Origin of the sequence: Oceanimonas doudoroffii, from assembly GCF_002242685.1 — a bacterium.
Taxonomy (GTDB): domain Bacteria; phylum Pseudomonadota; class Gammaproteobacteria; order Enterobacterales; family Aeromonadaceae; genus Oceanimonas; species Oceanimonas doudoroffii.
The window spans coordinates 239,854-262,018 of the sequence record NZ_NBIM01000002.1; the positions used below are offsets into that span (position 1 = coordinate 239,854).

Consider the following 22,165-nt stretch of genomic DNA (forward strand, 5'->3'; position numbering starts at 1 on the left):
ATGGAGCGCAGGCGGCTTGTGCCCACCCGTTTTACGTTTCCTCCCGTATGCTCCCGCTTTTAAACCTTTTCTTTCTTCAGTACCTTATGGCCAACAGTATGGAAAATCGGTTAACGCCATAAGGAGAAAAGCATGACCATCACTCACCAGGATCTGCGCCATTTGCGCCGTTGTGTGGAGCTGGCCGAAGAAGCCCTGAACGAGGGCGACATGGCCTTTGGCTCCGTGCTGGTATCGGCCGACGGCGCCGTGCTGGCGGAAGACCGCAACCGTATTCACACCTGCGAGCCCACCTGGCACCCGGAAATTGCCCTGGCCCGCTGGGCCGCCGAAAACCTGGATGAAACCGAGCGCGCCCGCGCCACCCTCTATACCTCGGGCGAGCACTGCCCCATGTGCTCCGCCGCCCACGCCTGGGCGGGTCTTGGGCGAATTGTGTTTGCCAGCTCCTCTGGCCAATTTTCCGTCTGGTGCGAGCAATGGGGCCTGCCCGGCTCACCGGTAACAGCCCTCACCATCAACGAAGTGGCCCCCGATATTCCCGTGGCCGGCCCGGTGCCGGAGCTGGCCGAAGAAATCCGCGAGCTGCACCGGCGGTATTTTGGCATTGAGAGCCAGGACTAAACCAACGGCCGTTTGGGCTACCTCACGTTGCCCCCGTAAACTAAAGCCAACAGAGTTTATGGCAGTAGTGGACTGAGTTGCCACATAAGCCTTGAAGCCGGGGCTGGTCCCACCATCCTGAGGAGAGGGGAAAACGGGGCAGAACCGCCCCGTTTTCCGTTCTGTTATCTCTTAGGCGAGTGCCTGGTGCATAAAGTCCTGCACTTGCCGTGTCAGCCGCTGCTTGTGGGCGTCGTCGATAAAACTGGCCTCAATGGCATTGAGGGTAAATTGTGCCAGTTCTTGCGGCGTCAGTGCATGGCTATTGGCTACCGCCTGAAAGTTATCGGTCATGTAGCCGCCAAAGTAGGCCGGATCATCCGAGTTGATGGTCACACAGACATTTCGGCGCAGCAGCTCAACGATGTTGTGCCGATCCATATGGTCAAACACCTTCAGCTTGGTATTGGAAAGCGGGCAAACGGTGAGGGGCACGCGACGTTGGGCCAGTTTCTCCACCAAGGCCGAATCGTCCACACAGCGCACGCCATGATCGATGCGTGAAATGCTCAGCAGCTCAAGGCTGTTGTGAATGTTCTCAACCGGCCCTTCTTCTCCGGCATGGGCCACGGTCAGAAAGCCGTGACCAATCGCCTCCTGAAACACGCGCTCAAATTTCTCCGGCGGATGGCCCAACTCCGACGAGTCGAGGCCGACGGCCACAATTTTGTCCTTGTGCGGCAGTACCATGCGCAGGGTGTCAAAGGCGCTGTCTTCGTCCAGGTGGCGCAGAAAGCACATGATGAGGTGACTGCTGATGCCCAGCTGCTCCCGGCCGTCACGCAGTGCCCGGTCAATGCCGTTGAGCACGGTGTCAAAGGCAATGCCCCGCTCGGTATGGGTTTGCGGGTCAAAGAAGATTTCGGTATGGATGACGTTATCTGCCTGGCAACGCAGCAAATAGGCCCAGGTCAGATCGTAAAAGTCCTGCTCGTGGATCAGAACCCTGGCACCTTGATAGTAGGTGTCGAGGAAGGATTGCAGGTTGCTGAACTGATAGGCGGCGCGCACGGCTTCCGGCGTGTTAAACGGCAGGGCTATCTGGTTGCGTTGCGCCAGCTCGAACATCATTTCCGGCTCCAGGGTGCCTTCGATATGCAGGTGCAGTTCAACTTTCGGGAGTTGCTGAATAAAGGTGGTTTGGTTCACGCTTGTGTCTCCATTCAAGGGATATCAACAAGCGCTTTTCTCTTGCCTGATTATTGACGATGTACAAAGAGAAAAGCGCCATGCACTTTCTCTTCGTAATCTGGAATTTACGGCTCCAGGTAGAGACCCTCACCCCTTATCAGTGAGGTTATACGAAGCATCGGCGTTGCCGATAGGAAGCCATTGTAGCCATACCGGAACCGCCATGCCAATAGGTGGTCAGCGGTAAAGTAGCTGAAGCGTTTGAAGCCGAAAAAATGGCACCAGGGCTAACCCTGGTGCCATTCTGAGTCGTGAGGAAAGTGGGGGAGTTTTTTCTCATCCCTTACTCCTCACGTCCAACGTCTTACTTGCGCGTCGCGGCCTTCATCTCTTTTACGAAGGCGGTGAGGGCATCGAGCATGGCCTGGGGCTGGTCCAGGTGTTGTTCGATGATCTTGACCACGGCGGAGCCGGAGATGGCACCGGCGGCACCGGCGGCAATGGCATCGCGCACCTGATCGGGGCTGGAGATACCAAAGCCGAGCAGGGACGGCGGCGCATTGAATTTGGCCAGGGTGGCCAGCAGGGTGTCTACCGGTTTGCCGGCCTTGGTTTCGGTGCCGGTTACGCCGGCACGGCTCAGCAGGTAGGTATAGCCGGCGCCGGTTTCCGCCACCGCCTTGAGGGTGGCTTCGTCACCGTTGGGCGGCGCGATGTAAATGCTTTCAATGCCGGCCTGGTCGGCGGCGGCCTTGAACGGCGCGGCCATCTCCAGCGGCACATCGGCCACCAGCACCGAATCTACCCCGGCCTCGGCGGCGCGGGAGTAGAAGCTGTCTACACCCGGCGCATACACCAGGTTGGCATACACCAGCAGGCCGATGGGCAACTCGGGGTACTTTTCCCGCACTTTTTTCAGAATGTCAAAGCAGGTCTGGGTGCGGGTGCCGGCATTGCGGGCACGCAGGGTGGCGGCCTGAATGGTGGGGCCGTCGGCAATGGGATCGGAGAAGGGAATGCCCAGCTCCAGGGCATCGGCGCCGCCGGCCACCAGGGCATCAATCACCTTGAGCGAGTGCTCCGGCGTGGGATCGCCCAGGGTTACGAAGGGCACAAAGGCGCCTTCGTTGCTGGCATTCAGTTGCTCGAACAGGCGGTGGTAGCGGCTCATTTGATTTCTCCTTTTTGCTCCAGAATATCGGCCACGGTAAAGATGTCCTTGTCGCCACGACCGGACAGGTTAACCACCAATACTTGTTCTTTTTCCGGCTCGGCCTCGGCCATTTTCAGGGCGTAGGCTAAGGCGTGTGAAGATTCCAGCGCCGGAATAATGCCCTCGTTGCGTGCCAGGGCCTGAAAGGCATCCAGGGCTTCGTCATCGGTTACCGACACATACTGGGCCCGGCCGGTGGTGGCCAGATAGGCGTGCTGGGGGCCAACCGAAGGAAAGTCGAGGCCGGCGGAAACGGAGTAGGACTCTTCCACCTGGCCGTCTTCGTCGTGCATCATCAGCGACAGCATGCCAAAGAACACGCCCTTGGTGCCTTCCCCCAGGGTGGCGCCGTGCTCGCCGGTGTGAATGCCCTTGCCCGCCGGCTCCACGCCGATGAGTCTGACGCTCTCTTCCTCAATAAAGTCGGCAAACAGGCCAATGGCGTTGGAGCCACCGCCCACGCAGGCGATCACCGCATCGGGCAGGCGCGCTTCGTGCTCCACAATCTGTATCTTGGCTTCTTCGCCAATCATGCGCTGAAATTCCCGCACTATGGTGGGGAAAGGGTGGGGGCCGGCGGCGGTGCCCAGCAGGTAGTGTGCCTGCTCATAGTTGGCGGCCCAGTCGCGCAGCGCCTCGGTGCAGGCGTCCTTGAGGGTGGCAGAGCCGGAGTGCACCGGAATCACTTCGGCGCCCATCAGCTTCATGCGGAAGACGTTGGGCTTTTGCCGCTCGCAGTCCACCGCGCCCATGTATACCCGGCACTTGAGGCCGAGCAGGGCACAGGCCAGGGCGGTGGCCACGCCGTGCTGACCGGCGCCGGTTTCGGCGATGATCTCGGTCTTGCCCATGCGCTTGGCCAGCAGTGCCTGGCCCAGTACCTGGTTGGTTTTGTGGGCGCCGCCGTGCAGCAGGTCTTCCCGCTTCAGGTAGATGCGGGTCTTGGTGTTGGCGGCCAGGTTGCGCACGCGCGTGAGCGGAGTGGGGCGGCCGGCGTATTCCGCCAGCAGCTCGCGAAATTCGCGGTCAAATTCCGGATCCTGCTGGGCATCGACAAAGGCCTGCTCCAGTTGCAGCAGTGCCGGCATCAGGATTTGCGGTACATACATGCCGCCGAAGTCGCCGAAAAAGGGGTTAAGTAAGCTCATTTTTGTGTCCTGCGTCCGTAATGTCTGAGGGTGGCAAAGGCCGCCTTGAGTTTGGCTGCGTCTTTTTGGCCGGGGGCGCTTTCCACGCCGGAGTTAAAGTCCAGGCCGCGACAGCCCTGACTTGCCGCGGTGGCGGCGTTGTCGGGGGTGAGCCCGCCCGCCAGCATGGCATTGGCCTTGTCGATGTCGTTTAACAGTGCCCAGTCAAAGGCCAGCCCGGTGCCGCCGTTTTGATTGCCGGATTTGGTATCAAACAGCAGCCGGTCGGCATTTTTCGGCAGGGCCGGCAGTTCGTTGCTTACCGCCACCGCTTTCCAGATGGCCACGCCGGGCAGCCGGGTTTTAAGCTGGTTGATGGTGTCGTCGTCCTCAGAGCCGTGCAGCTGAACCGCAGCGAGGCTCAGCTCGGTGGCGGTGGCGACCACGTCTTCCACGGCGTGATTCTGGAACACGCCCACGTAGTTGAGCGGGGCTGCGGCCATCACGCCGCGGGCCTGGTCCAGGTTCACGCAACGGGGGCTTTTTTCCACAAAAATCAGGCCGCCATAGACGGCGCCGGCCTCATGGGCGGCGGCGGCGTCTTCCGGACGTGTCAGGCCACAGATTTTGTTGTCGCCGAGGATCAGACGGCGCACCGCGAGGTCCAGATCGTCTTCGGCCATCAGCGAGCTGCCCACCAGAAAGCCGTCGGCATGGGCCGAGAGTTCCTTGGTCTGGCCGTGGTGGTGAATACCGGACTCGGAAATGACCACGCGGTCGTCGGGGATCAGCGCCGCCAGCCGTTTGGTGCGGTCGAGATCGATGCTCAAATCCCGCAGATCCCGGTTGTTGATGCCAATGACTTTGGCACCCAGTGTCAGGGCACGGGCCACTTCGTCCTCGTCGATCACTTCGGTGAGCACGCCCATGTTCAGGGACTCGGCCACGGCGGCAAGCTCGGCATACTCTTCGTCATTCAGTACCGACAGCATCAGCAGAATGGCGTCGGCGTTGTGATGACGGGCCAGCTTGATCTGATAGGGGTCGATAATAAAGTCCTTGCAGATCACCGGCTGGGTGACCTGATTGCGCACTTGCGTGACAAACTCAAAGCGACCCTGAAAGTATTTCTCGTCGGTCAGCACCGAAATGGCCGAGGCGTAGCGGCCATAGACGCCGGCAATGGCATCCAGATCAAACACCTCCCGAATCAGCCCCTTGGAAGGCGAGGCTTTTTTACACTCCAGAATAAAGGCCGGTTTGCCGGCGGCCAGGGCCTCGGCAAAGGGGCGATCACTGGGGGTGAGGCCGGCTTCAAAGCTCGCCAGGGGCTGGCTTTGCTTGCGTTCCTCTACCCAGATTTTTTTGTCGGCAACGATTTTGCCGAGCACCGTATTCAGCATTGACTCAACTCCGCCAGTTGTTTAACCACGCCCATGGCATGGCCGGATCTTAACACGGACAGCGCCCGCTCCACGCCCTGCTTGAGGTTTTCCACCTGGCCGCTCATCAGCAGCAGCGGCGCCACGTTCATGGCAATCACGCTCTGCTGGGCCAGGGTGCCTTCTCCGGCCAGCAGGGCCTCGGTAATGCGGCGGTTTTCCGCCGGCTCGCCGCCCACAATGGCGCTGATGTCATGGCGCTCCAGTCCCAGCTCTTCGGGGGTGATGTCATATTCGGTAATGGTGTCGCCATTGATCTCGGCAATGTGGGTGGTGCCGTGAATAGCAATTTCGTCCAGGCCGCTGCCGTGCACCACCATGCCGCGGGTCAGGCCCATGGCCACCAGGGTTTCGGCGATGGGGCGCACCAGCGCCGGGCTGTATACGCCCAGCACCATAAAGCTGGGGCGGGCCGGGTTGATCAGCGGACCCAGCACGTTAAAGATGGTGCGGGTTTTCAGGGCCTGGCGCACCGGCATGGCGTGGCGAATGCCGCCGTGGTAGTGGGGGGCAAACAAAAAGCACACATTGGTCTCGTCCAGGCAGTGACGAGCCTGTTCCGGGTTCAGATCCAGGCGAATGCCGAGCTGCTCCAGCAGATCGGAGGAGCCCGACTTGGAGGACACGCCCCGGTTGCCGTGCTTGGCCACCTTGATGCCGCAGGCGGCGGCCACCAGCGCCGAGGTGGTGGAGACGTTAATGGTGTTCATGCCGTCACCGCCGGTGCCGACGATGTCGCAAAAGGCGTAATCGGGGCGCGGAAAGGGCTTGGCGGCGGCCAGCAGGGCGCTGGCGGCGCCGGCGATCTCATCCGGGGTTTCGCCCTTGATCTTCAGTGCGGTCAGCAGGGAAGACAGCACGATCGGGTCCATATCGCCGCTCATCACCTGCTCAAACAGGGCGTGGGCCTGCTCACGGCTGATGTGTTCGCCCCGGTAAAGTTGCTCCATGGCCTGGCTCATGCGGCGTTCTCCTTGTTGGTAATAAATTCCAGACTCTGGGCCAGCAGGCGCGCCCCGTCCGTGGTCATGATGGATTCGGGATGGAACTGAAAGCCCAGCACCCGGTTGGCCTTGTCCTGTACCGCCATGGTCATGCCGTTGAAGTCGGCAATCACCTCAAGGCCGGCGGGAATGTTGCTGCCCACCAGGGAGTGGTAACGGGCCACCGGCAACGGGTTGGTCAGCCCGCTGAACACGCCGTTACCGCTGTGGCTGATCAGTGAGCTCTTGCCGTGCTTGATTTCGCCGGCGCTTTCCACCGTACCGCCGTAGTGCTCCACCAGGGCCTGATGGCCGAGGCAGATGCCCAGCACGGGAAAGCGGCCCAGGCACTGTTCGATAAGGGCGGGCATATTGCCGGCGTCGGCGGGCTTGCCCGGACCGGGGGAAAGCACCAGCACCGGGTTCTCCGCCTGCTCCATGGCGGTGAGCAGCTGGGCCACCGGCACGGTATTGCGGTAAATGTTCACCGTGGCACCCAGGGCGCGGAACTGATCCACCAGGTTGTAGGTAAAGGAGTCGTAGTTGTCGAGCAGGAAAATGGTCTGGCTCATTGGCTCACCTCCGCCAGTGTGGTGCCGTGAGAAAGGGCGATGGCATTGAGCACCGCCGCCGCCTTGTTGCGGGTTTCGTCGGCTTCCGACTGCGGGTCGGAGTCATACACCACGCCGGCGCCGGCCTGCACATGGGCAAGGCCCTGGCTGACAAAGGCGGAGCGGATCACGATGCAGGTGTCCATATCGCCCAGGCCGTTCACATAGCCCACGGCACCGCCGTAGCTGCCCCGGCGCTGGCCTTCCACCTCGCGAATAAGCTCGCTGGCGCGAATTTTGGGGGCGCCGGTGAGGGTGCCCATGTTCATGCAGGCCTGATAGCCGTGCAGGGCGTCGAGATCGGCACGCAGTGTGCCCACGACGCGAGACACCAGGTGCATGACGTGGCTGTAGCGATCCACGCTCAGCAGATCCTTTACATAGCGGCTGCCGGGCTCGCTGATGCGGGCAATGTCGTTGCGGGCTAGGTCCACCAGCATCAGGTGCTCGGCGGTTTCCTTTTCGTCCTGGCGCAGATCCAGCTCGATGCGGCCGTCCAGATCCAGGTTAATGCTGCCGTCCGGGTTAAAGCCCCGGCGGCGAGTGCCGGCGATGGGATACATCTCCACCTGGCGGCTGTCATGGTCAAACTTCACCGAGCTCTCGGGGCTGGCGCCGAACAGAATGAAGTCTTCGTCGTTCACATAGAACATGTAGGGGCTGGGGTTGGTCTGCTTGAGCTTGCCGTAGGCCGCCAGGGGGCTGGGGCAGGGCAGGGTGAAGCAGCGCGACGGCACCACCTGAAAGATGTCACCGGCCACGATATTGCCCTTGAGCCGCTCCACGTCGGCACGAAACTCGGCGTCGCTCTTGCTGGCTGTGACCTTGCCGTTGAGCCCAGAGTCAGCTTCGGGGCTGGCATAACGCTCGCCACAGGCGGCGGCCAGCGCATTGAGGCGGGTCTGCAGCCGAGCCTGCTCGGCAGGGTCAAAGGCGCAGGCGGCCAGGTGGCACTGCTCTTTTACGTGATCCAGGGTGATCAGGGTTTCCGCCAGGTAAAAACAGAAGTCGGGGCAGTGGTTGATGCCCTCGGCCACCTCGGGCAGGCGTTCAAAGGAGGCAATCAGATCATAGGAGAAGGTGCCGCCCATAAACAGGTGCTGCTGGCCCTTGTCGGCGGTAAAGCGGGTCAGAATGAGCCGAATGGTTTCCAGCACGGAAGCGGCCTTTAGCCGGCTGTCTTCGTCCTGATCGGCGTCGGCCTCGGCCAGGGTTACGGTAAGCTGGGTGTCGGTGCGTTCGCCGCCCAGTTCACTGTGAATCAGGGCAAGGGCGGGCTGGCCGTTGGCATTAAGGGCGGTAAGGGTGACGTCCCGGCCTCGGCATACCAGGCGAACACAGGCGTCGAGCATCAGCAGGCTTTGAGTGCCCGCCTTGGTGTCTATTTCGGCGGATTCCAGCAGCAGGCTGTTGTCGCCGGGCTGGCTGAGGGCGGCGTATAACGCCAGGGGATCATCGGTATAGGGGGCATTCTGCAATAAAACGTGAAGCTGACCTTGCGCCATTGGGTATTCCTTATAAGTTAATGCTGATCATCAGGGATCTGTCTGATGACCTGGCTGGCAATGTCGTCGTCGGTGACGGACGCGAATGCCGGTTGCTGAACAGGCCGGTTTTCGGGTTGCCATCGCCAAAAAATGAAAGAGGTCGGTTTCATCGCATCACCTTTTACTGGATAATAAAAAAGCCCGCAGAGTTGCGGGCTTTTATGTTCGCTGAGACTGTTGAACGAATACAGCAAATCACACCCGCTTCAGGGAGTGTGCCACCACCAAATGGTCAGAGTGGAAGTTTGCTGCAACATGGCGCTCGTCTCGCTAATCGAAAAACTGGATACAGTTAAACGATATTTGCGGTGGCAAGTCAAGCACGACCACAGGATTTTTTTATGCGCATCGACCTGCACAGCCATTCCACCGCCTCTGACGGCAGCCTGAGCCCCAGTGAGTTGCTGGCCCGGGCCGCCGAAAAGGAGGTGGATGTGCTGGCGCTGACCGACCACGACACCCTGGCAGGACTGGCCGAGGCGCGCACCGCCGCCGAGGCCCATGGCATTCGGCTGGTCACCGGAGTGGAAATCTCGGCGCTGTGGGAGCACAAGGAAATTCATGTGGTGGGCCTGAACCTGGATCCCGGCCATGAAGGGCTGTCCCGGCTGCTGGCCGAGCAGGGGGCCCGCCGCGACGCCCGCGCCCGGCTGATGGGCGAACGGCTGGAAAAGGCCCGCTATCCCGGTGCCTATGAGGGCGCCAGGGCCATCGCCGGCAACGCCGCCATTACCCGAACTCATCTGGCGCGCTGGCTGCTGGAGCAGGGCGCCGCCGACTCCATGGGCAAGGTATTCAAAAAGTTTCTGAGCCGGGGCAATACCGGCTATGCGCCGCCGGACTGGTGCTCTCTTGATGATGCCATCGGCGCCATACAGGCCGCGGGCGGCGTGGCGGTGCTGGCACACCCCACCCGTTACGAACTGTCGAACAAGTGGGTGCGCAAAATGCTTAGTGCCTTTGCCGAGGCCGGTGGCGACGCCATGGAGGTGTCCATGGCCCAGCAAAGTCCACAGGAACGTGCCACGCTGGGTAAGTGGAGCCGGGAATACGGCCTGGCCGCCTCGGTGGGCTCCGATTTTCACTTTCCCAGCCAGTGGCGGGAGCTGGGGCGCCAGTTGTGGCTGCCTAAAGAAGCCACCCCTGTGTGGGAGCGCTTTCTGTAAATCATTCCGGGAGGAATCATGAGTCAGTTTTTTGAAATTCATCCAGACACCCCTCAGCCACGGCTGATCAACCAGGCCGTGGCCATCGTGCGCCAGGGCGGCGTGCTGGTGTATCCCACCGATTCGGGTTACGCCATCGGCTGCCTGGTGGGTGACAAGAGCGCCATGGAGCGCATCTGCCGCATACGCCAGATCGACAAGGAGCACAACTTCACCCTGGTGTGCCGGGACCTGTCCGAGCTTTCAGCCTATGCGCGGGTCGACAACACCGCCTTTCGGCTGATGAAAAACAACACGCCGGGGGCCTACACCTTTATCCTGCGGGCCACCAAGGAAGTGCCCAAGCGGCTGCAGAACCCCAAGCGCAAGACCATTGGCCTGCGGGTGCCGAATCATGCCATCAGCCTGGCCTTGCTTGAGGCCCTGGGTGAACCGCTGATGTCCTGCAGCCTGATTTTGCCCGGTGAGAGCGAGGCGGAATTCGACCCCTTTGAAATCCGCAACCGGCTGGAAAAGGTGGTGGATCTGATTATTGACGGCGGTGTGATCGACTCTCGGCCCACCACGGTGGTGGACCTGTACGACGACACCCCGGTGATCGTGCGCGAAGGCGCAGGCAGCCTGACCCCTTTTGAATAAGTGAACGACATGACTGAAAAACTGCAAAAAGTGCTGGCCCGGGCCGGCAAGGGCTCGCGCCGGGAAATTGAGGGCCTGATCAGCCAGGGCCGGGTCAGCGTCAACGGCAAGGTGGCGGTGTTGGGTGACCGGGTCACCGGCAGCGAGCAGATTCGCGTAGACGGCCACCTGGTGGAAACCCAGGCCGAAAGCGATATCGTGTGCCGCGTGCTGGCTTACCACAAGCCGGAAGGCGAGGTGAGCACGCGCAAGGATCCGGAAGGCCGCCCCACGGTATTTGACCGCCTGCCAAGGTTGCAGGGCGCCCGCTGGGTGGCGGTGGGCCGATTGGACGTGAACACCTCCGGTTTGCTGCTGTTTACCACCGATGGCGAGCTGGCCAATCGGCTGATGCACCCCCGTCATGAAATTGACCGGGAATATGCGGTGCGGGTGTTTGGCGAAGTGGATGAGGCCATGCTGCAGCGGCTGCGCAAGGGCGTGATGCTCGAGGACGGCGAGGCCCGTTTCGAGACCCTGAAATACACCGGCGGCGAGGGCATGAACCTCTGGTTCCACGTCACCCTGAAGGAAGGCCGTAATCGGGAAGTGCGCCGGCTGTGGGAATCCCAGGGCGTGCAAGTGAGCCGGCTGATGCGGGTGCGCTACGGCAAGATTGAAATGCCCAAGAACCTGCCTCGAGGCGGTTGGGCCGAGCTGCCGCTGGATCAGGTCAACTACCTGCGCAAGGAAGTCGGCCTGGCCCCGGAGCAGGAAAGCAAGGTGGACGTGAATGCCGCCGACCGCTTCAAGCAGGTGGCCCGTATTCGCAAGGCGGTGCGCAAACACAACACGCGGGTCAAGGGCACCGGTACCGGCGCGGCCCCGAAAAAGCCGGCTCCTACCGGTTCCCGTGGCCAGGGCCCCAAACCGGGCCAGCGGCAAAAGCGCAAAACCCGGTTGTAAACCCGTGAGGGGTGAGGGGGAAACCCCGTGAGGTGAACGAACGGCGTCGGGATTAACCCCGGCGCCGTTTTTACTTTGCGCATGTGTTATGACCGGACCGTAGGCTGCAATGAGCCTCGGCGAATTCCAACGTGCCGCAGCCGCCTTCGTGTTGGGATTCGCTACGCTCATCGCCAACCTACGACTCTCATTCCTTCACAAATCGGTGGCAAACTCCTTGCGGGAGAAGGCCACGCGCTCTTCCGGGGTCAAGGTGATTTTGCGGCCGAGCTTTTCAATCTTGCGCAGGCGCGGCACCAGGCCGGCGGCGTTGGCGGTCTGTATCGCCAGTCCGGGGCGGGCGTTCAGCTCCAGCAGCATGGGGCCCTTTTGCTTGTCGAGCACCATGTCGGTGCCGATATAGCCCAGGCCCGACATCTCAAAGCAGGACGAAGACAGGTTGAGCAGCTGCTCCCAGTAGGGCACCTTGAGCTCGAACAGATCCCGGCCGGTGTCCGGGTGATGACGCACCGGCTGGTTGAACTGCACCGCCCTAATGGCGCGGCCGGTATTGATGTCGAGGCCCACGCCCACGGCGCCCTGATGCAGGTTGGCCTTGCCGTCTGACGCCTGGGTGGACAGCCGCATCATGGCCATGATGGGAAAGCCCTTGAACACGATCACGCGAGTATCGGGCACGCCTTCATAGGAAAAACCGTCAAACACATCGTCGAAATTGATCAGCGCTTCAATCAGCGCCACGTCCGGCTTGCCGCCCAGGGAGTAAAGCCCGGCCAGAATGTTGGACACGTGGCGTTCCAGATCCTCTATGGTCTCGGCCTTGCCGCTGGGCTTGGTAAAGTTCTGGCGGTCGTGATCCACGATCACCGTAATGCCCTTGCCGCCGGAGCCCTTGGCGGGCTTGATGCAAAAGCCCGGCCAGTCCTTGACCATGTCCCACAGGTGGGCCACCTGGTGCTGGTATTCGATAACGCCGACCATCTCGGGCACGGTCACCCCGGCATCCAGGGCGATCTGCTTGGTCTTGAGCTTGTTGTCCACCAGCGGATACAGCCGCCGCGGGTTATAGCGGCTGATATAGGAAATATTGCGCCGGTTCATGCCCATGATGCCGAGCCGGCCCAGCTCAAAGGGCGAGGCGTATTTGGCAAGCAGGTTTTTAATCATGTTTCAGCTCGTCTACCAGGGGCTTGAAGCGCTTGAGTTCGGTCAGGCGATAACCGGTGTAGTTACCCAGCACCAGCACCGCCGCCATCACGATCAGCTGCAGGCCGAGGAAGTTGAAGGTGAGGTGGCGAATAAACTCGTTGTTCATGGCCAGGAAGGCCATGACCGCCACCACCAGGGAGCCGCCGCCCTGCTTGAGCACTTCCTTGGGACCTTCTTCTTCCCACAGCACCGACATGCGCTCTATGGTCCAGGCCAGAATGATCATCGGGAAGAAGGTGATCTTCATGCCCTCGGTCAGGCCCAGCTGATAGGCGACGATACTGAAAAAGCCAATCATGCCGATGACCATGATGATCACCGCCGATATTCGCGCCACCAGCAGTAGGTTAAGGTGCGAGAGGTAGGAGCGCAGTACCAGTCCGGTGCCCACGATCAGCAGAAAGCCGACCAGGCCGGTCAGCAGGCTGGTCTGAATAAAGGCCATAGCGATCAGCACCGGCATAAAGGTGCCCGAGGTTTTTACCCCGACAATAATGCGCAGGAACACCACCGCCAGCACGCCGATGGGGATCAGCAATATGCCCTTGAACAGGGCCTGCTCTTCCAGCGGCAGGTTATAGAGCGACACGTTGATCCAGTCGGGCTGATCAAACTTCTTGGCCAGGGCCACGTTCACCGGCTGCTCCTGCTCCAGCATGGAGAAGCTGACCCGGGAATTGCTGGCACCCACCAGATCCAGCACCGGGGCCGAGTGGTATTCCCACAGCAGCAGGCTTTCCTGCCGGCCCTGCTCACCGGTGGCCGGGTTGAAGATGTCGTAGCGTTCGCCGTCAAACACCTGCACCACGTCCACCAGCCGCTGGCGACGACGGCCGTCTTCCAGCTGCAGTCCCTTCAGCAACCGGGCCGACACGCCGGCGCGGTGCAGCATGTCGACCAGCAGCGGGCCCGAAGTCTTGTACTGGGCCAGCAGCTCGGCGTTCTGGCCGCCGCTGCCCAGCTCCTTGAGCAACTCCCGCGTGAAGGTAATGCCGTCGGACGAGCGCGCTTCCGCCAGGGTCAGCACCTGATCCATGGCGGTGGCGTAAGGCTCGGCCACTTCCACCGTGGTGACCTGGGGCGGCATATTGCCAAGGGGGCCCTTGGCAAAGGGGTCGAGCATCATGTCGACCTTGTAATACAGCTCCTGGTGACCGGAGGCGGAGCGAATGGACCATTCGGCCCGGCTGCCACCGTCTTCGGCTTGTACAAAGGACAGGCCATAACCCGGTGACGCGGCAGACTCGTTCATCAGGGTAAAGCCGGGCTGACTGCCGGGAATGGCCAAGGACGCCTTGACCGGCCGGCCGTCGGCCTCAAATTCCACCTTGGCTTCCACCGACCAGATCTGGCGTTTTTCGCCGGGCAGCCAGGGCACTTCATACACGAAATGGCGGTGCAGCATCAGTGCCAGCCCTACCAGAAACAGGGCCGCCACGATCAGATAAAAGGGTTTGCGTGAGTACATGTGGTTTACTCGCTGGAGGGGTTGGGACGCTTGGGCTTGCCCTGCACGTTACGGCGGGCAATATCGACCACGGCGATGTCTTTAAGAAACTCCCGGCCCAACAGCACCGGATAGGTCATCTGGGAACGGTCGGTCAGGGTAAATTCGGTTTTTTCCGACAGCCGGCCCAGCCGCAGGGTCAGCTCCACCACGGGTCGGCGTTCGGTTTCCTCGGCCGACGCCTGACGAATGCGCACGTAGCGCACCAGGGGCGCTTCCACCGGCAGCTTCTCCTCCACGCCTTCGTGGGTCATGTTAAAGCTCACCCAGGGTTTGCCGTCGCGCTCAAACTCGGTGATGTCCTGGGCGCTGAGGGACGAGGTGGTGGCGCCGGTATCAATGCGGGCGGGAAAGGCATCGTTGACCGCATCCAGCCAGACGTCTTCGGTTTCGCCCACGATAAGCTTGCCGTCCCGGGTTTCGTTGTCGGGAATCTCGGGGGGCGGCGGCGGCATGCTGGGGGCCGCACCCGGTGTGGGAGGCGGCACCGCCACCAGTTGTTTCTTCAAGTTGCGAATGTCCTGCTGCAGGGCCTTCATAAAGGCGTGATAGCTGGTATTGAGGCGCGAGCCCTGTTGTTCCATGGCCATGACCAACCGGGCCTCCTGGTCGGCCAGCGCCGCCGACAGCTCGGGCTCGGATACCGGCGGGGGCGGTGGCTCGTCGGTGGTGGTCTGGCTGGCGCAGGCGCTCAGCAACAGGGGCATCAGCAGTGACAGGGCCGCTTTATTCATCCTTTTCTCTCTTTGTTCCGTGTTGGGAATCCACCGGCTTGTTGGCGATGATGATGGCGCGCTTGGGAGCCGGATAGCCTTCAATGGTTTTGCCGGGGTCGTTCGGGTCGAGAAAGTCCGCCAGCGATTCGTTGCGCATCCAGTCGGTGCGCCGTTGTTCGTTCAGGGTGGTCGGGCTTTCGTCCACCACGCGAATGTTTTCAAAGCCGCATTTGGCGAGCCACCCCACCAGGGCCGCAGCGCTTGGAATAAACCAGACGTTGCGCATTTTGCCGTAGCGCTCACCGGGAACCAGCACGCTGTGCTCGTCGCCGTCGATCACCAGGGTCTCCAGCACCAGCTCGCCACCGTCGCGCAGCTGCTCCTTGAGCTGCAGCAGGTGATCGATGGGGGAGCGTCTGTGATAGAGCACGCCCATGGAGAACACGGTGTCAAAGGCCCGCAGCTCGGGCAGCTCTTCTATGCCTAAGGGTAATACCTGAATCCCTTTATAACCATTGGCGAAGTGCCGGATGGCCTCGAACTGACACAGAAACAGCTGGGACGGATCTATGCCCACCGCCATTTCGGCACCCTCGCCGGCCATGCGCCACAGGTGGTAGCCGCTGCCGCAGCCCACATCCAGCACATAGCGGTTGTTGAGCGGGCTGATATGGGGCTTGAGCCTGTCCCACTTCCAGTCGGAGCGCCATTCGGTGTCGATATGAATGCCGTGCACCTCAAAGGGGCCCTTGCGCCAGGGATGAAACTGGCCCAGCAGGCTTTCAATTTTTTTCTGCTCTCCGGCCGACACCTCGCCCGACTGGCCAATGGCGACCCGGTCCTTGAGCTCGATACGCTGGGTATGAATGGCCGGCAGCTTGCGCAGGGCCCGGCTCCAGCGCGCCAGATCACCGTGCAGGTGCTGTTTTTGCCAGTCGTGCAGCTGGGCCGGCAGGCAGTGCAGCCAATGGCTGAGCCGGGTCTTGGCGATTTGCTGGTAGAAGTCGCTGAAGTCGATCATTTGACCGCCACCATGGAGCCGAAGTTAAAGCACTGGAACCACATGTCGACATGGGCAAAACCAAGTCGTTTGAGTCGTGCCTTGTGCTGCTCGGGGGAGTCGGGGCGCAGCACGTTTTCAAGGGCCGTACGCTTTTGGCTGATTTCCAGCTCGCTGTAGCCGTTGGCCCGCTTGAAGTCGTGGTGCAGATCGATCAGCAGCTCGTTGACGGTGTCGTCGGCACTGACGAATTTTTCGCTCAGGATCAGCACGCCGCCGGGCTTCAGGCCGGCGTATATGTTGCCAAGCAGGACCTCACGCAGTGCAGGATCGATAAACTGCAGGGTGAAGTTGAGCACCACCACGGAGGCGTTTTCAATGGTGAGGTCGCAGATGTCCGCTTCCAGCAGCTCCACCTCGACGTCGGAACGAAAGGCGGCCAGGTGATTGCGTGCCCGCTCCACCATGGCCGCCGAGTTGTCGACCGCCACAATGCGGCAGCCGGGCTGGTTCAGGTTGCGGCGCATTTCCTGGGTGGCGGCGCCGAGGGAGCAGCCCAAATCATAGAGTTGAGTATGAGGCTGGGCAAAGCGGGCCGTCATCATGCCGATGGCGGAAATGATGTTGGAGTAACCGGGCACGGATCGCTTGATCATGTCCGGAAAGACGTCGGCCACTTTGTGGTCGAAACAGAAGTCGCCCAGCCGGTCGATGGGGGCGGCGAAGATATGATCTTTTTCTTGCATGACGTTGTAAATATAGAACTCTTGCTCACGGCAGCGGTGCTGCGCTGAATGGACGGTATTGTAAAAGAAGCGCAATGGGTTGTCTTGAGCGGCACCATTCGGTGCGACAAATTCTTTTTGTGCTGGCGGTGAGGAAAGTGAGGAGTAAAGGGAAAGGGGTGAGGAGAACCGCGTTGGTTTTGGTTTTTCCGCCTCACCCCTCACTCCTTACGAACGACCTCAAAAAAGACTGCCTTGGGGCTCGGGCTCCTGGCCGGGAAAGGCGGGCAGGGGGCAGTCCAGCGCCTCGGCGATGGTGGCCGCCAGGACCGGGGCCTCGACATTGTCGGCGGTATGCACAAACAGATACACCGACTTGCCTTCATTCAGCCAGCCTCTCAGGCGCGGCAGCCAGGGCTGCCAGAAGGGGGTGTTGGCGGACAGGTTCGGGTTGCCGATAAATCGCACCATGGGTGACTGACCCGTGCTGATGATGTGCACCGGCACCCTTGGCTTCTTCTGCTGGGCATCTGCCAGCGCCGGCGTGGTGGGGGCCACGGCAAACACCGGCCTTGAGTCCATGATAATGCGGTTGGCGCCCTGCTCCAGCAGCAGCCGGTTAAGTCGGCGTTCGGCTTCCCCCTTGGCAAAAAACGCCGGGTGGCGCACTTCCACCCCCATTTCAACGGTGTTCGGCAGGGCGTCAAGCAGTTGTGCCAGGCCGTCGAGCTGTTCCGGTCCCGTGGCGGCGGGCAGCTGCAGCATCAGCATGCCCAGCTTGTGATGCAGGGGCGTGAGCTGGTCGAGAAAGGCCTGCGCCGTGGCAATGTTGTCGGCCAGGCGGCCCTGGTGGCTGACGGTGGACGGAAACTTGAAGGTAAAGCGAAAGTCGTCGCCGGTCATGGCCTCCCAGCGCGTCAGGCTCTGGGTATCGGGCACGCCGTAAAAGCTGGTGTTGCCTTCCACGGTATTGAACACACGGGCGTAGTCTGACAGATGCTCGGTGGTTTTCAGTCCCCGGCTCAACAGGTTGCCCGGCCAGCCGGCATGGGACCACTGGCTCAGGCCCAGATATAACGGCATATTTCTCCTGAAAAGATTAATGTGAGGGGTGAGGAGTAAAGCGTGAGGGGGATTTTGGCCTCCTGGCGCCTAACCCCTCACTCCTCACCATGCTTATCAAAAACATCGAGTTTTACCCGTGTTCGGGTTTCCGATTATACTAGCGCGCTGTTTACAGACCAATTCAAGCCTGCGGCCGGGCGCCGCAGCCAAAGCACATCATAGGAAGACTCCATGCGCACTCATTATTGCGGGCAGGTAGACGCCTCCCTGGTTGGCCAGAGCGTAACCCTCAGTGGCTGGGTACATCGTCGTCGTGATCTGGGCGGTCTCATCTTTATCGACATGCGCGATCGGGAAGGCATTGTTCAGGTGTTCTTCGATCCCGACAAGGCCGACGCCTACGACAAGGCGTCTGGCCTGCGTGCCGAGTTCTGCGTGCAGATAACCGGCGTGGTGCGTGCGCGTCCCGAGTCTCAGGTAAACAAGGACATGGCCACCGGCGCGGTGGAAATCTTTGCCCACGAGCTCACCATCATCAACAAGGCGGCACCGCTGCCCCTGGACTTCAACCAGAACAACTCCGAAGAGCAGCGGCTGAAGTACCGCTACCTCGACCTGCGCCGTCCCGAGCAGGCCCGTTTCCTCAAGACCCGGGCCCAGGTCACCAGTCGAGTGCGCCGCTTTATGGACGAGCATGGTTTTCTCGATATCGAAACCCCCATGCTCACCAAGGCCACCCCGGAAGGCGCCCGTGACTATCTGGTGCCGAGCCGGGTGCACAAGGGCTATTTCTATGCGCTGCCCCAGTCGCCCCAGCTGTTCAAGCAGCTGCTGATGATGAGCGGTTTCGATCGCTACTACCAGATTGTAAAGTGCTTCCGCGACGAAGACCTGCGCGCCGACCGCCAGCCCGAATTCACCCAGATCGATGTGGAAACCTCTTTTATGAGTGCCGAGCAGGTGCGTGAGGTGATGGAGCAGCTGGTACGTGAACTGTGGCAGGACGTGGCCGGCGTGGATCTGGGTGCCTTCCCGGTGATGAGCTTTGCCGAAGCCATGCGTCGTTACGGCTCCGACAAGCCGGATCTGCGTATCGCCATGGAGCTGACCGACGTGGCCGACCTGGTGAAGGATGTGGACTTTCAGGTGTTCGCCGGTCCTGCCAACGACGCCAAGGGGCGTGTGGCCGCCCTGCGCGTGCCCGGTGGCGCGGCGCTTTCCCGCAAGCAGATTGACGAATATGGCAAGTATGTGGGCATCTACGGCGCTAAGGGCCTGGCCTGGCTCAAGGTGAACGATGCAACCAAGGGCATGGACGGCATTCAGTCGCCGGTGGCCAAGTTCCTGAACGAAGCCATCGTCACCGAGCTGCTGGCGCGCACCGGTGCCACCGACGGCGACGCCATCTTCTTTGGTGCCGACTCCGCCAAGGTGGTGTGTGACGCCATGGGCGCCCTGCGCCTGAAACTGGGCAAGGATCTGAACCTGATCGAGAACAGCTGGAAACCGCTGTGGGTGGTGGACTTCCCCATGTTCGAGGAAGAAGACGACCGTCTTTACGCCATGCACCATCCCTTTACCGCCGCCAAGGACATGTCGGCACAAGAGCTGGAAGCCAACCCGCTGGCGGCCGCCGCCAATGCCTATGACATGGTGATCAACGGCTACGAAGTGGGCGGTGGCTCGGTGCGTATTCACGACAACGCCATGCAGCAGACCGTGTTCCGCCTGCTGGGCATCAATGCCGAGGAGCAGCAGGAGAAGTTCGGCTTCCTGCTCGACGCCCTCAAATACGGCACCCCGCCTCATGCCGGCCTGGCCTTTGGCCTGGACCGCCTGGTGATGCTGCTGACCGGCACCGACAACATTCGGGACGTGATTGCCTTTCCGAAAACCACCACGGCCTCCTGTCTGCTCACCGATGCCCCCAGCCTGGCCAACCCGGATGCACTGACCGAGCTTGCCATTCGCACCGAGCAGCCCAAGGCGGAGTAAGGCATGGCCCACAAGCACCCGGAGTCAGTACTCATCCTGATCCATACTCGGGATCGCGTGCTGTTGCTGCAGCGCAAGGACAATCCCGACTTTTGGCAGTCGGTGACCGGCAGTCTGGAAGCCGGCGAAAATCGCATGCAGGCCGCCACCCGCGAGCTGGAGGAAGAAACCGGCCTGGTGGTGGGCAACGGCCTGCAACTGGTGGAAACCGGGCACCGGGTGCGTTTTGAAATTTACCCCCACTGGCGGCATCGCTACCGCCCGGGGGTGACCCACAACTGGGAATACGAATTCCGTTTATGCCTGCCCGAGCCGCAACAAGTGCGGCTCACCGAGCACCTGGATCAGTGCTGGCTGCCCTTTGGGGAAGCCCGCACCCGGGCCGGCTCCTGGACCAACCGGGATGCCATCGGCAGGTTGATAAACACCGAATAAAGGAGACTCAAGTAATGGCAGGTCACAGTAAATGGGCCAACATCAAGCACCGTAAGGCGGCGCAAGACGCCAAGCGCGGCAAGATCTTCACCAAACTAATTCGTGAACTGACCACGGCGGCCCGCGAGGGCGGCTCCGATGCAGCCTCCAACCCCAGATTGCGCGCCGCCATCGACAAGGCACTGTCCAACAACATGACCCGCGACACCATCGACAGAGCCGTGAAGCGCGGTGCCGGCGAGCTGGACGGCCAGCAGCTGGAGACCATCATCTACGAAGGCTACGGTCCGGGTGGTACCGCCGTGATGGTGGAGTGCATGACCGATAACCGCAACCGCACCGTATCGGAAGTGCGTCACGCGTTTTCCAAGAGCGGTGGCAACCTGGGCACCGACGGCTCGGTGGCCTACCTGTTCGAGAAAAAGGGCGTGATCACCTATGCCGAGGCCGACGAAGAAACCGTGATGGATGCGGCGCTGGAAGCCGGTGCCGAGGATGTGGTGGTGAACGACGACGATTCCATCGACGTGTACACTCAGTGGGACGAGTTCGGCGCGGTGAAAGACGCCCTGGACGCCAGTGGCCTGGCAGCCGACAACGCCGAAGTGACCATGATCCCTTCAACCAAGTCTGAACTGGATGAAGACACCGCCCCCAAGCTGCTGCGGCTGATCGACATGCTCGAAGATCTGGACGACGTGCAGGAGGTGTATCACAACGGTGATATCTCCGACGAACTGGCGGAGCAGCTCTAACGGCGTTAGCTGGAAGCGATAAGCCTGAGTCCGAAAACCGCCCGAGGTCACAATATTTTTCCCAGCTTCCAGCTCTGAGCGTTCTTTTTATGTCCATTATTCTCGGTATCGATCCCGGCTCGCGCATCACCGGCTACGGTGTGGTGCGCCAGACCGGCAATAAAATGGAATACCTGGGCTCCGGCTGCATTCGCATGACCGACGACGCCCTGGCGCCCCGGCTCAAGAAAATTTATGACGGGGTCAGCGAAATCATTTTGCAGTTTCGCCCCAACCTCTTTGCCATTGAGCAGGTATTTATGGCCCGCAACCCGGACTCGGCGCTGAAACTGGGCCAGGCCCGGGGCGCGGCCATTGTGGCCGCCGCCAACGCCGGACTGGAGGTGGCGGAATATTCCGCCCGTCAGATCAAGCAGGCGGTGGTGGGGCAGGGCGGTGCCGACAAGAGTCAGGTGCAACACATGGTGGTCAAGCTGCTCAGCCTGCCGGGCACGCCCCAGGCCGATGCCGCCGATGCCCTGGCGGTGGCCCTGTGCCACGGCCACACTCGCCAAAGCCTGGTTAGCATGGCCGGCCAGGTGCGCGGCACCGTACGCGGGCGTCTGCGCTGACGGCTCAAGCACATGGATATTTATCCAGTTATTTATTATTCTTGGCCCAGTTTTGTCCTGATTAGCGGAGCGCCTCAGTGATAGGTCGGTTAAAAGGTATTATTGTCGAAAAGCAGCCCCCCGAAATCTTGCTGGATGTGAACGGGGTAGGGTATGAAGTCACCCTGCCCATGAGCTGTTTTTACGAGCTGCCCAATGTGGGCCAGGCCGCCACCGTGCTGACCCATTTTGTCGTGCGGGAAGACGCCCAGCTGTTGTTTGGCTTTAACACCAAAACCGAGCGAGCGCTGTTTCGGGAGCTGATCAAGACCAATGGCGTGGGTCCCAAGCTGGCGCTGGCCATTCTCTCGGGCATGACCGCCGATCAGTTTATTCATAATGTGGAGCAGGGCGAGATCACCGCCCTGGTCAAGTTGCCCGGTGTTGGCAAGAAAACCGCCGAGCGGCTGGTGGTGGAAATGCGCGACCGGCTCAAGGGCTTTGGCGGTTATGATCTGTTTAACCCGGCGCCCGAGTCTGCAGGCGTGACCGGCGGTGACGGCGCCAGGGACGAAGCCCTGGCCGCGTTGCAGGCGCTGGGTTACAAGGCGGCCCAGGCCGAGCAGCTAATGAAGAAAATTGCCAAACCCGGCATGGATGCGGAGCAGCTGATCCGCGAAGCCCTGAAAAGCATGGGGTAA

General features: G+C 61.2%; 22 protein-coding genes and 1 riboswitch. Of the genes, 9 read left to right on the forward strand and 13 right to left on the reverse strand.

Going from position 1 to position 22,165, the window contains the following annotated elements:
- Positions 1–132: 132 nt before the first annotated feature.
- Positions 133–624, forward strand: coding sequence for a nucleoside deaminase (locus B6S08_RS10735; protein WP_094200800.1), 492 nt, complete (start codon positions 133–135; stop codon positions 622–624).
- A 171-nt stretch (positions 625–795) separates the two neighbouring features.
- Here the strand turns inward: B6S08_RS10735 and B6S08_RS10740 are convergent, their stop codons facing one another.
- The 7 genes from B6S08_RS10740 to B6S08_RS10770 all read right to left on the reverse strand — a co-directional run bounded on the left by B6S08_RS10740 (position 796) and on the right by B6S08_RS10770 (position 8,675).
- On the reverse strand, positions 796–1,812 hold the full coding sequence (locus B6S08_RS10740) for an adenosine deaminase (RefSeq protein WP_094200801.1): 1,017 nt from the start codon (positions 1,810–1,812) through the stop codon (positions 796–798).
- A gap of 76 nt (positions 1,813–1,888) precedes the next feature.
- Positions 1,889–1,988: riboswitch (purine riboswitch) on the reverse strand.
- A 170-nt stretch (positions 1,989–2,158) separates the two neighbouring features.
- Positions 2,159–2,965: a tryptophan synthase subunit alpha gene (gene trpA / locus B6S08_RS10745; protein ID WP_094200802.1), complete on the reverse strand. Its 807-nt coding sequence runs from the start codon at positions 2,963–2,965 to the stop codon at positions 2,159–2,161.
- A complete protein-coding gene (gene trpB, locus B6S08_RS10750; protein WP_094200803.1) occupies positions 2,962–4,155 on the reverse strand; it encodes a tryptophan synthase subunit beta in 1,194 nt (397 codons plus the stop codon). Before trpB ends, trpA begins: the two co-directional genes overlap by 4 nt.
- Entirely contained in the window at positions 4,152–5,537 is a 1,386-nt protein-coding gene (gene trpCF, locus B6S08_RS10755; RefSeq protein WP_094200804.1) for a bifunctional indole-3-glycerol-phosphate synthase TrpC/phosphoribosylanthranilate isomerase TrpF, read from the reverse strand. The genes trpB and trpCF overlap by 4 nt, the downstream gene beginning before the upstream one ends.
- The gene (trpD, locus tag B6S08_RS10760; RefSeq protein ID WP_094200805.1) at positions 5,531–6,538 is read right to left on the reverse strand and encodes an anthranilate phosphoribosyltransferase; all 1,008 of its coding nucleotides are present in this window, start codon (positions 6,536–6,538) and stop codon (positions 5,531–5,533) included. The genes trpCF and trpD overlap by 7 nt, the downstream gene beginning before the upstream one ends.
- Positions 6,535–7,131, reverse strand: a complete 597-nt coding sequence (locus B6S08_RS10765; RefSeq protein WP_094200806.1) for an aminodeoxychorismate/anthranilate synthase component II — start codon at positions 7,129–7,131, stop codon at positions 6,535–6,537. Before B6S08_RS10765 ends, trpD begins: the two co-directional genes overlap by 4 nt.
- On the reverse strand, positions 7,128–8,675 hold the full coding sequence (locus B6S08_RS10770; RefSeq protein WP_094200807.1) for an anthranilate synthase component 1: 1,548 nt from the start codon (positions 8,673–8,675) through the stop codon (positions 7,128–7,130). Before B6S08_RS10770 ends, B6S08_RS10765 begins: the two co-directional genes overlap by 4 nt.
- 383 nt (positions 8,676–9,058) lie before the next feature.
- Between B6S08_RS10770 and rnm the strand changes: the two genes are divergently transcribed.
- The 3 genes from rnm to rluB are packed head-to-tail and all read left to right on the forward strand — an operon-like array spanning position 9,059 to position 11,467.
- Positions 9,059–9,883 carry an RNase RNM gene (rnm, locus tag B6S08_RS10775; RefSeq protein ID WP_094200808.1) on the forward strand — a complete coding sequence of 275 codons (825 nt, stop codon included), beginning with the start codon at positions 9,059–9,061 and terminating at the stop codon, positions 9,881–9,883.
- 18 nt (positions 9,884–9,901) lie between these two features.
- The gene (locus B6S08_RS10780) at positions 9,902–10,522 is read left to right on the forward strand and encodes an L-threonylcarbamoyladenylate synthase (protein WP_094200809.1); all 621 of its coding nucleotides are present in this window, start codon (positions 9,902–9,904) and stop codon (positions 10,520–10,522) included.
- Between the two features lie 9 nt (positions 10,523–10,531).
- Positions 10,532–11,467, forward strand: coding sequence for a 23S rRNA pseudouridine(2605) synthase RluB (gene rluB, locus B6S08_RS10785; RefSeq protein WP_094200843.1), 936 nt, complete (start codon positions 10,532–10,534; stop codon positions 11,465–11,467).
- Positions 11,468–11,662: 195 nt separating this feature from the next.
- On the opposite strand, the gene B6S08_RS10790 is transcribed toward rluB, so the two are convergent.
- From B6S08_RS10790 to B6S08_RS10815, 6 genes are all read right to left on the reverse strand, one after another.
- Positions 11,663–12,634, reverse strand: coding sequence for an alpha-L-glutamate ligase-like protein (locus tag B6S08_RS10790; RefSeq protein WP_094200810.1), 972 nt, complete (start codon positions 12,632–12,634; stop codon positions 11,663–11,665).
- On the reverse strand, positions 12,627–14,144 hold the full coding sequence (locus tag B6S08_RS10795; protein WP_094200811.1) for an inactive transglutaminase family protein: 1,518 nt from the start codon (positions 14,142–14,144) through the stop codon (positions 12,627–12,629). Before B6S08_RS10795 ends, B6S08_RS10790 begins: the two co-directional genes overlap by 8 nt.
- 5 nt (positions 14,145–14,149) lie before the next feature.
- A complete protein-coding gene (locus B6S08_RS10800) occupies positions 14,150–14,917 on the reverse strand; it encodes an ATP-dependent zinc protease family protein (protein WP_094200812.1) in 768 nt (255 codons plus the stop codon).
- Positions 14,910–15,920 (reverse strand): tRNA 5-methoxyuridine(34)/uridine 5-oxyacetic acid(34) synthase CmoB, encoded by a 1,011-nt coding sequence (cmoB, locus tag B6S08_RS10805; RefSeq protein WP_094200813.1) that lies wholly within the window; start codon positions 15,918–15,920, stop codon positions 14,910–14,912. The genes B6S08_RS10800 and cmoB overlap by 8 nt, the downstream gene beginning before the upstream one ends.
- Positions 15,917–16,645 carry a carboxy-S-adenosyl-L-methionine synthase CmoA gene (gene cmoA, locus B6S08_RS10810; RefSeq protein WP_094200844.1) on the reverse strand — a complete coding sequence of 243 codons (729 nt, stop codon included), beginning with the start codon at positions 16,643–16,645 and terminating at the stop codon, positions 15,917–15,919. Before cmoA ends, cmoB begins: the two co-directional genes overlap by 4 nt.
- A 219-nt stretch (positions 16,646–16,864) precedes the next feature.
- Positions 16,865–17,707, reverse strand: coding sequence for a DUF72 domain-containing protein (locus tag B6S08_RS10815; protein ID WP_094200814.1), 843 nt, complete (start codon positions 17,705–17,707; stop codon positions 16,865–16,867).
- 213 nt (positions 17,708–17,920) lie between these two features.
- Between B6S08_RS10815 and aspS the strand changes: the two genes are divergently transcribed.
- From aspS to ruvA, 5 genes are all read left to right on the forward strand, one after another.
- The gene (aspS, locus tag B6S08_RS10820) at positions 17,921–19,684 is read left to right on the forward strand and encodes an aspartate--tRNA ligase (protein WP_094200815.1); all 1,764 of its coding nucleotides are present in this window, start codon (positions 17,921–17,923) and stop codon (positions 19,682–19,684) included.
- Between the two features lie 3 nt (positions 19,685–19,687).
- A complete protein-coding gene (gene nudB / locus B6S08_RS10825) occupies positions 19,688–20,119 on the forward strand; it encodes a dihydroneopterin triphosphate diphosphatase (RefSeq protein WP_094200816.1) in 432 nt (143 codons plus the stop codon).
- 14 nt (positions 20,120–20,133) lie between these two features.
- Complete coding sequence (locus B6S08_RS10830; protein ID WP_094200817.1) at positions 20,134–20,874, forward strand: YebC/PmpR family DNA-binding transcriptional regulator; 741 nt, start codon at positions 20,134–20,136, stop codon at positions 20,872–20,874.
- An 89-nt stretch (positions 20,875–20,963) separates the two neighbouring features.
- Positions 20,964–21,485: a crossover junction endodeoxyribonuclease RuvC gene (gene ruvC / locus B6S08_RS10835; protein ID WP_094200818.1), complete on the forward strand. Its 522-nt coding sequence runs from the start codon at positions 20,964–20,966 to the stop codon at positions 21,483–21,485.
- A gap of 77 nt (positions 21,486–21,562) precedes the next feature.
- Positions 21,563–22,165, forward strand: a complete 603-nt coding sequence (ruvA, locus tag B6S08_RS10840) for a Holliday junction branch migration protein RuvA (protein WP_094200819.1) — start codon at positions 21,563–21,565, stop codon at positions 22,163–22,165.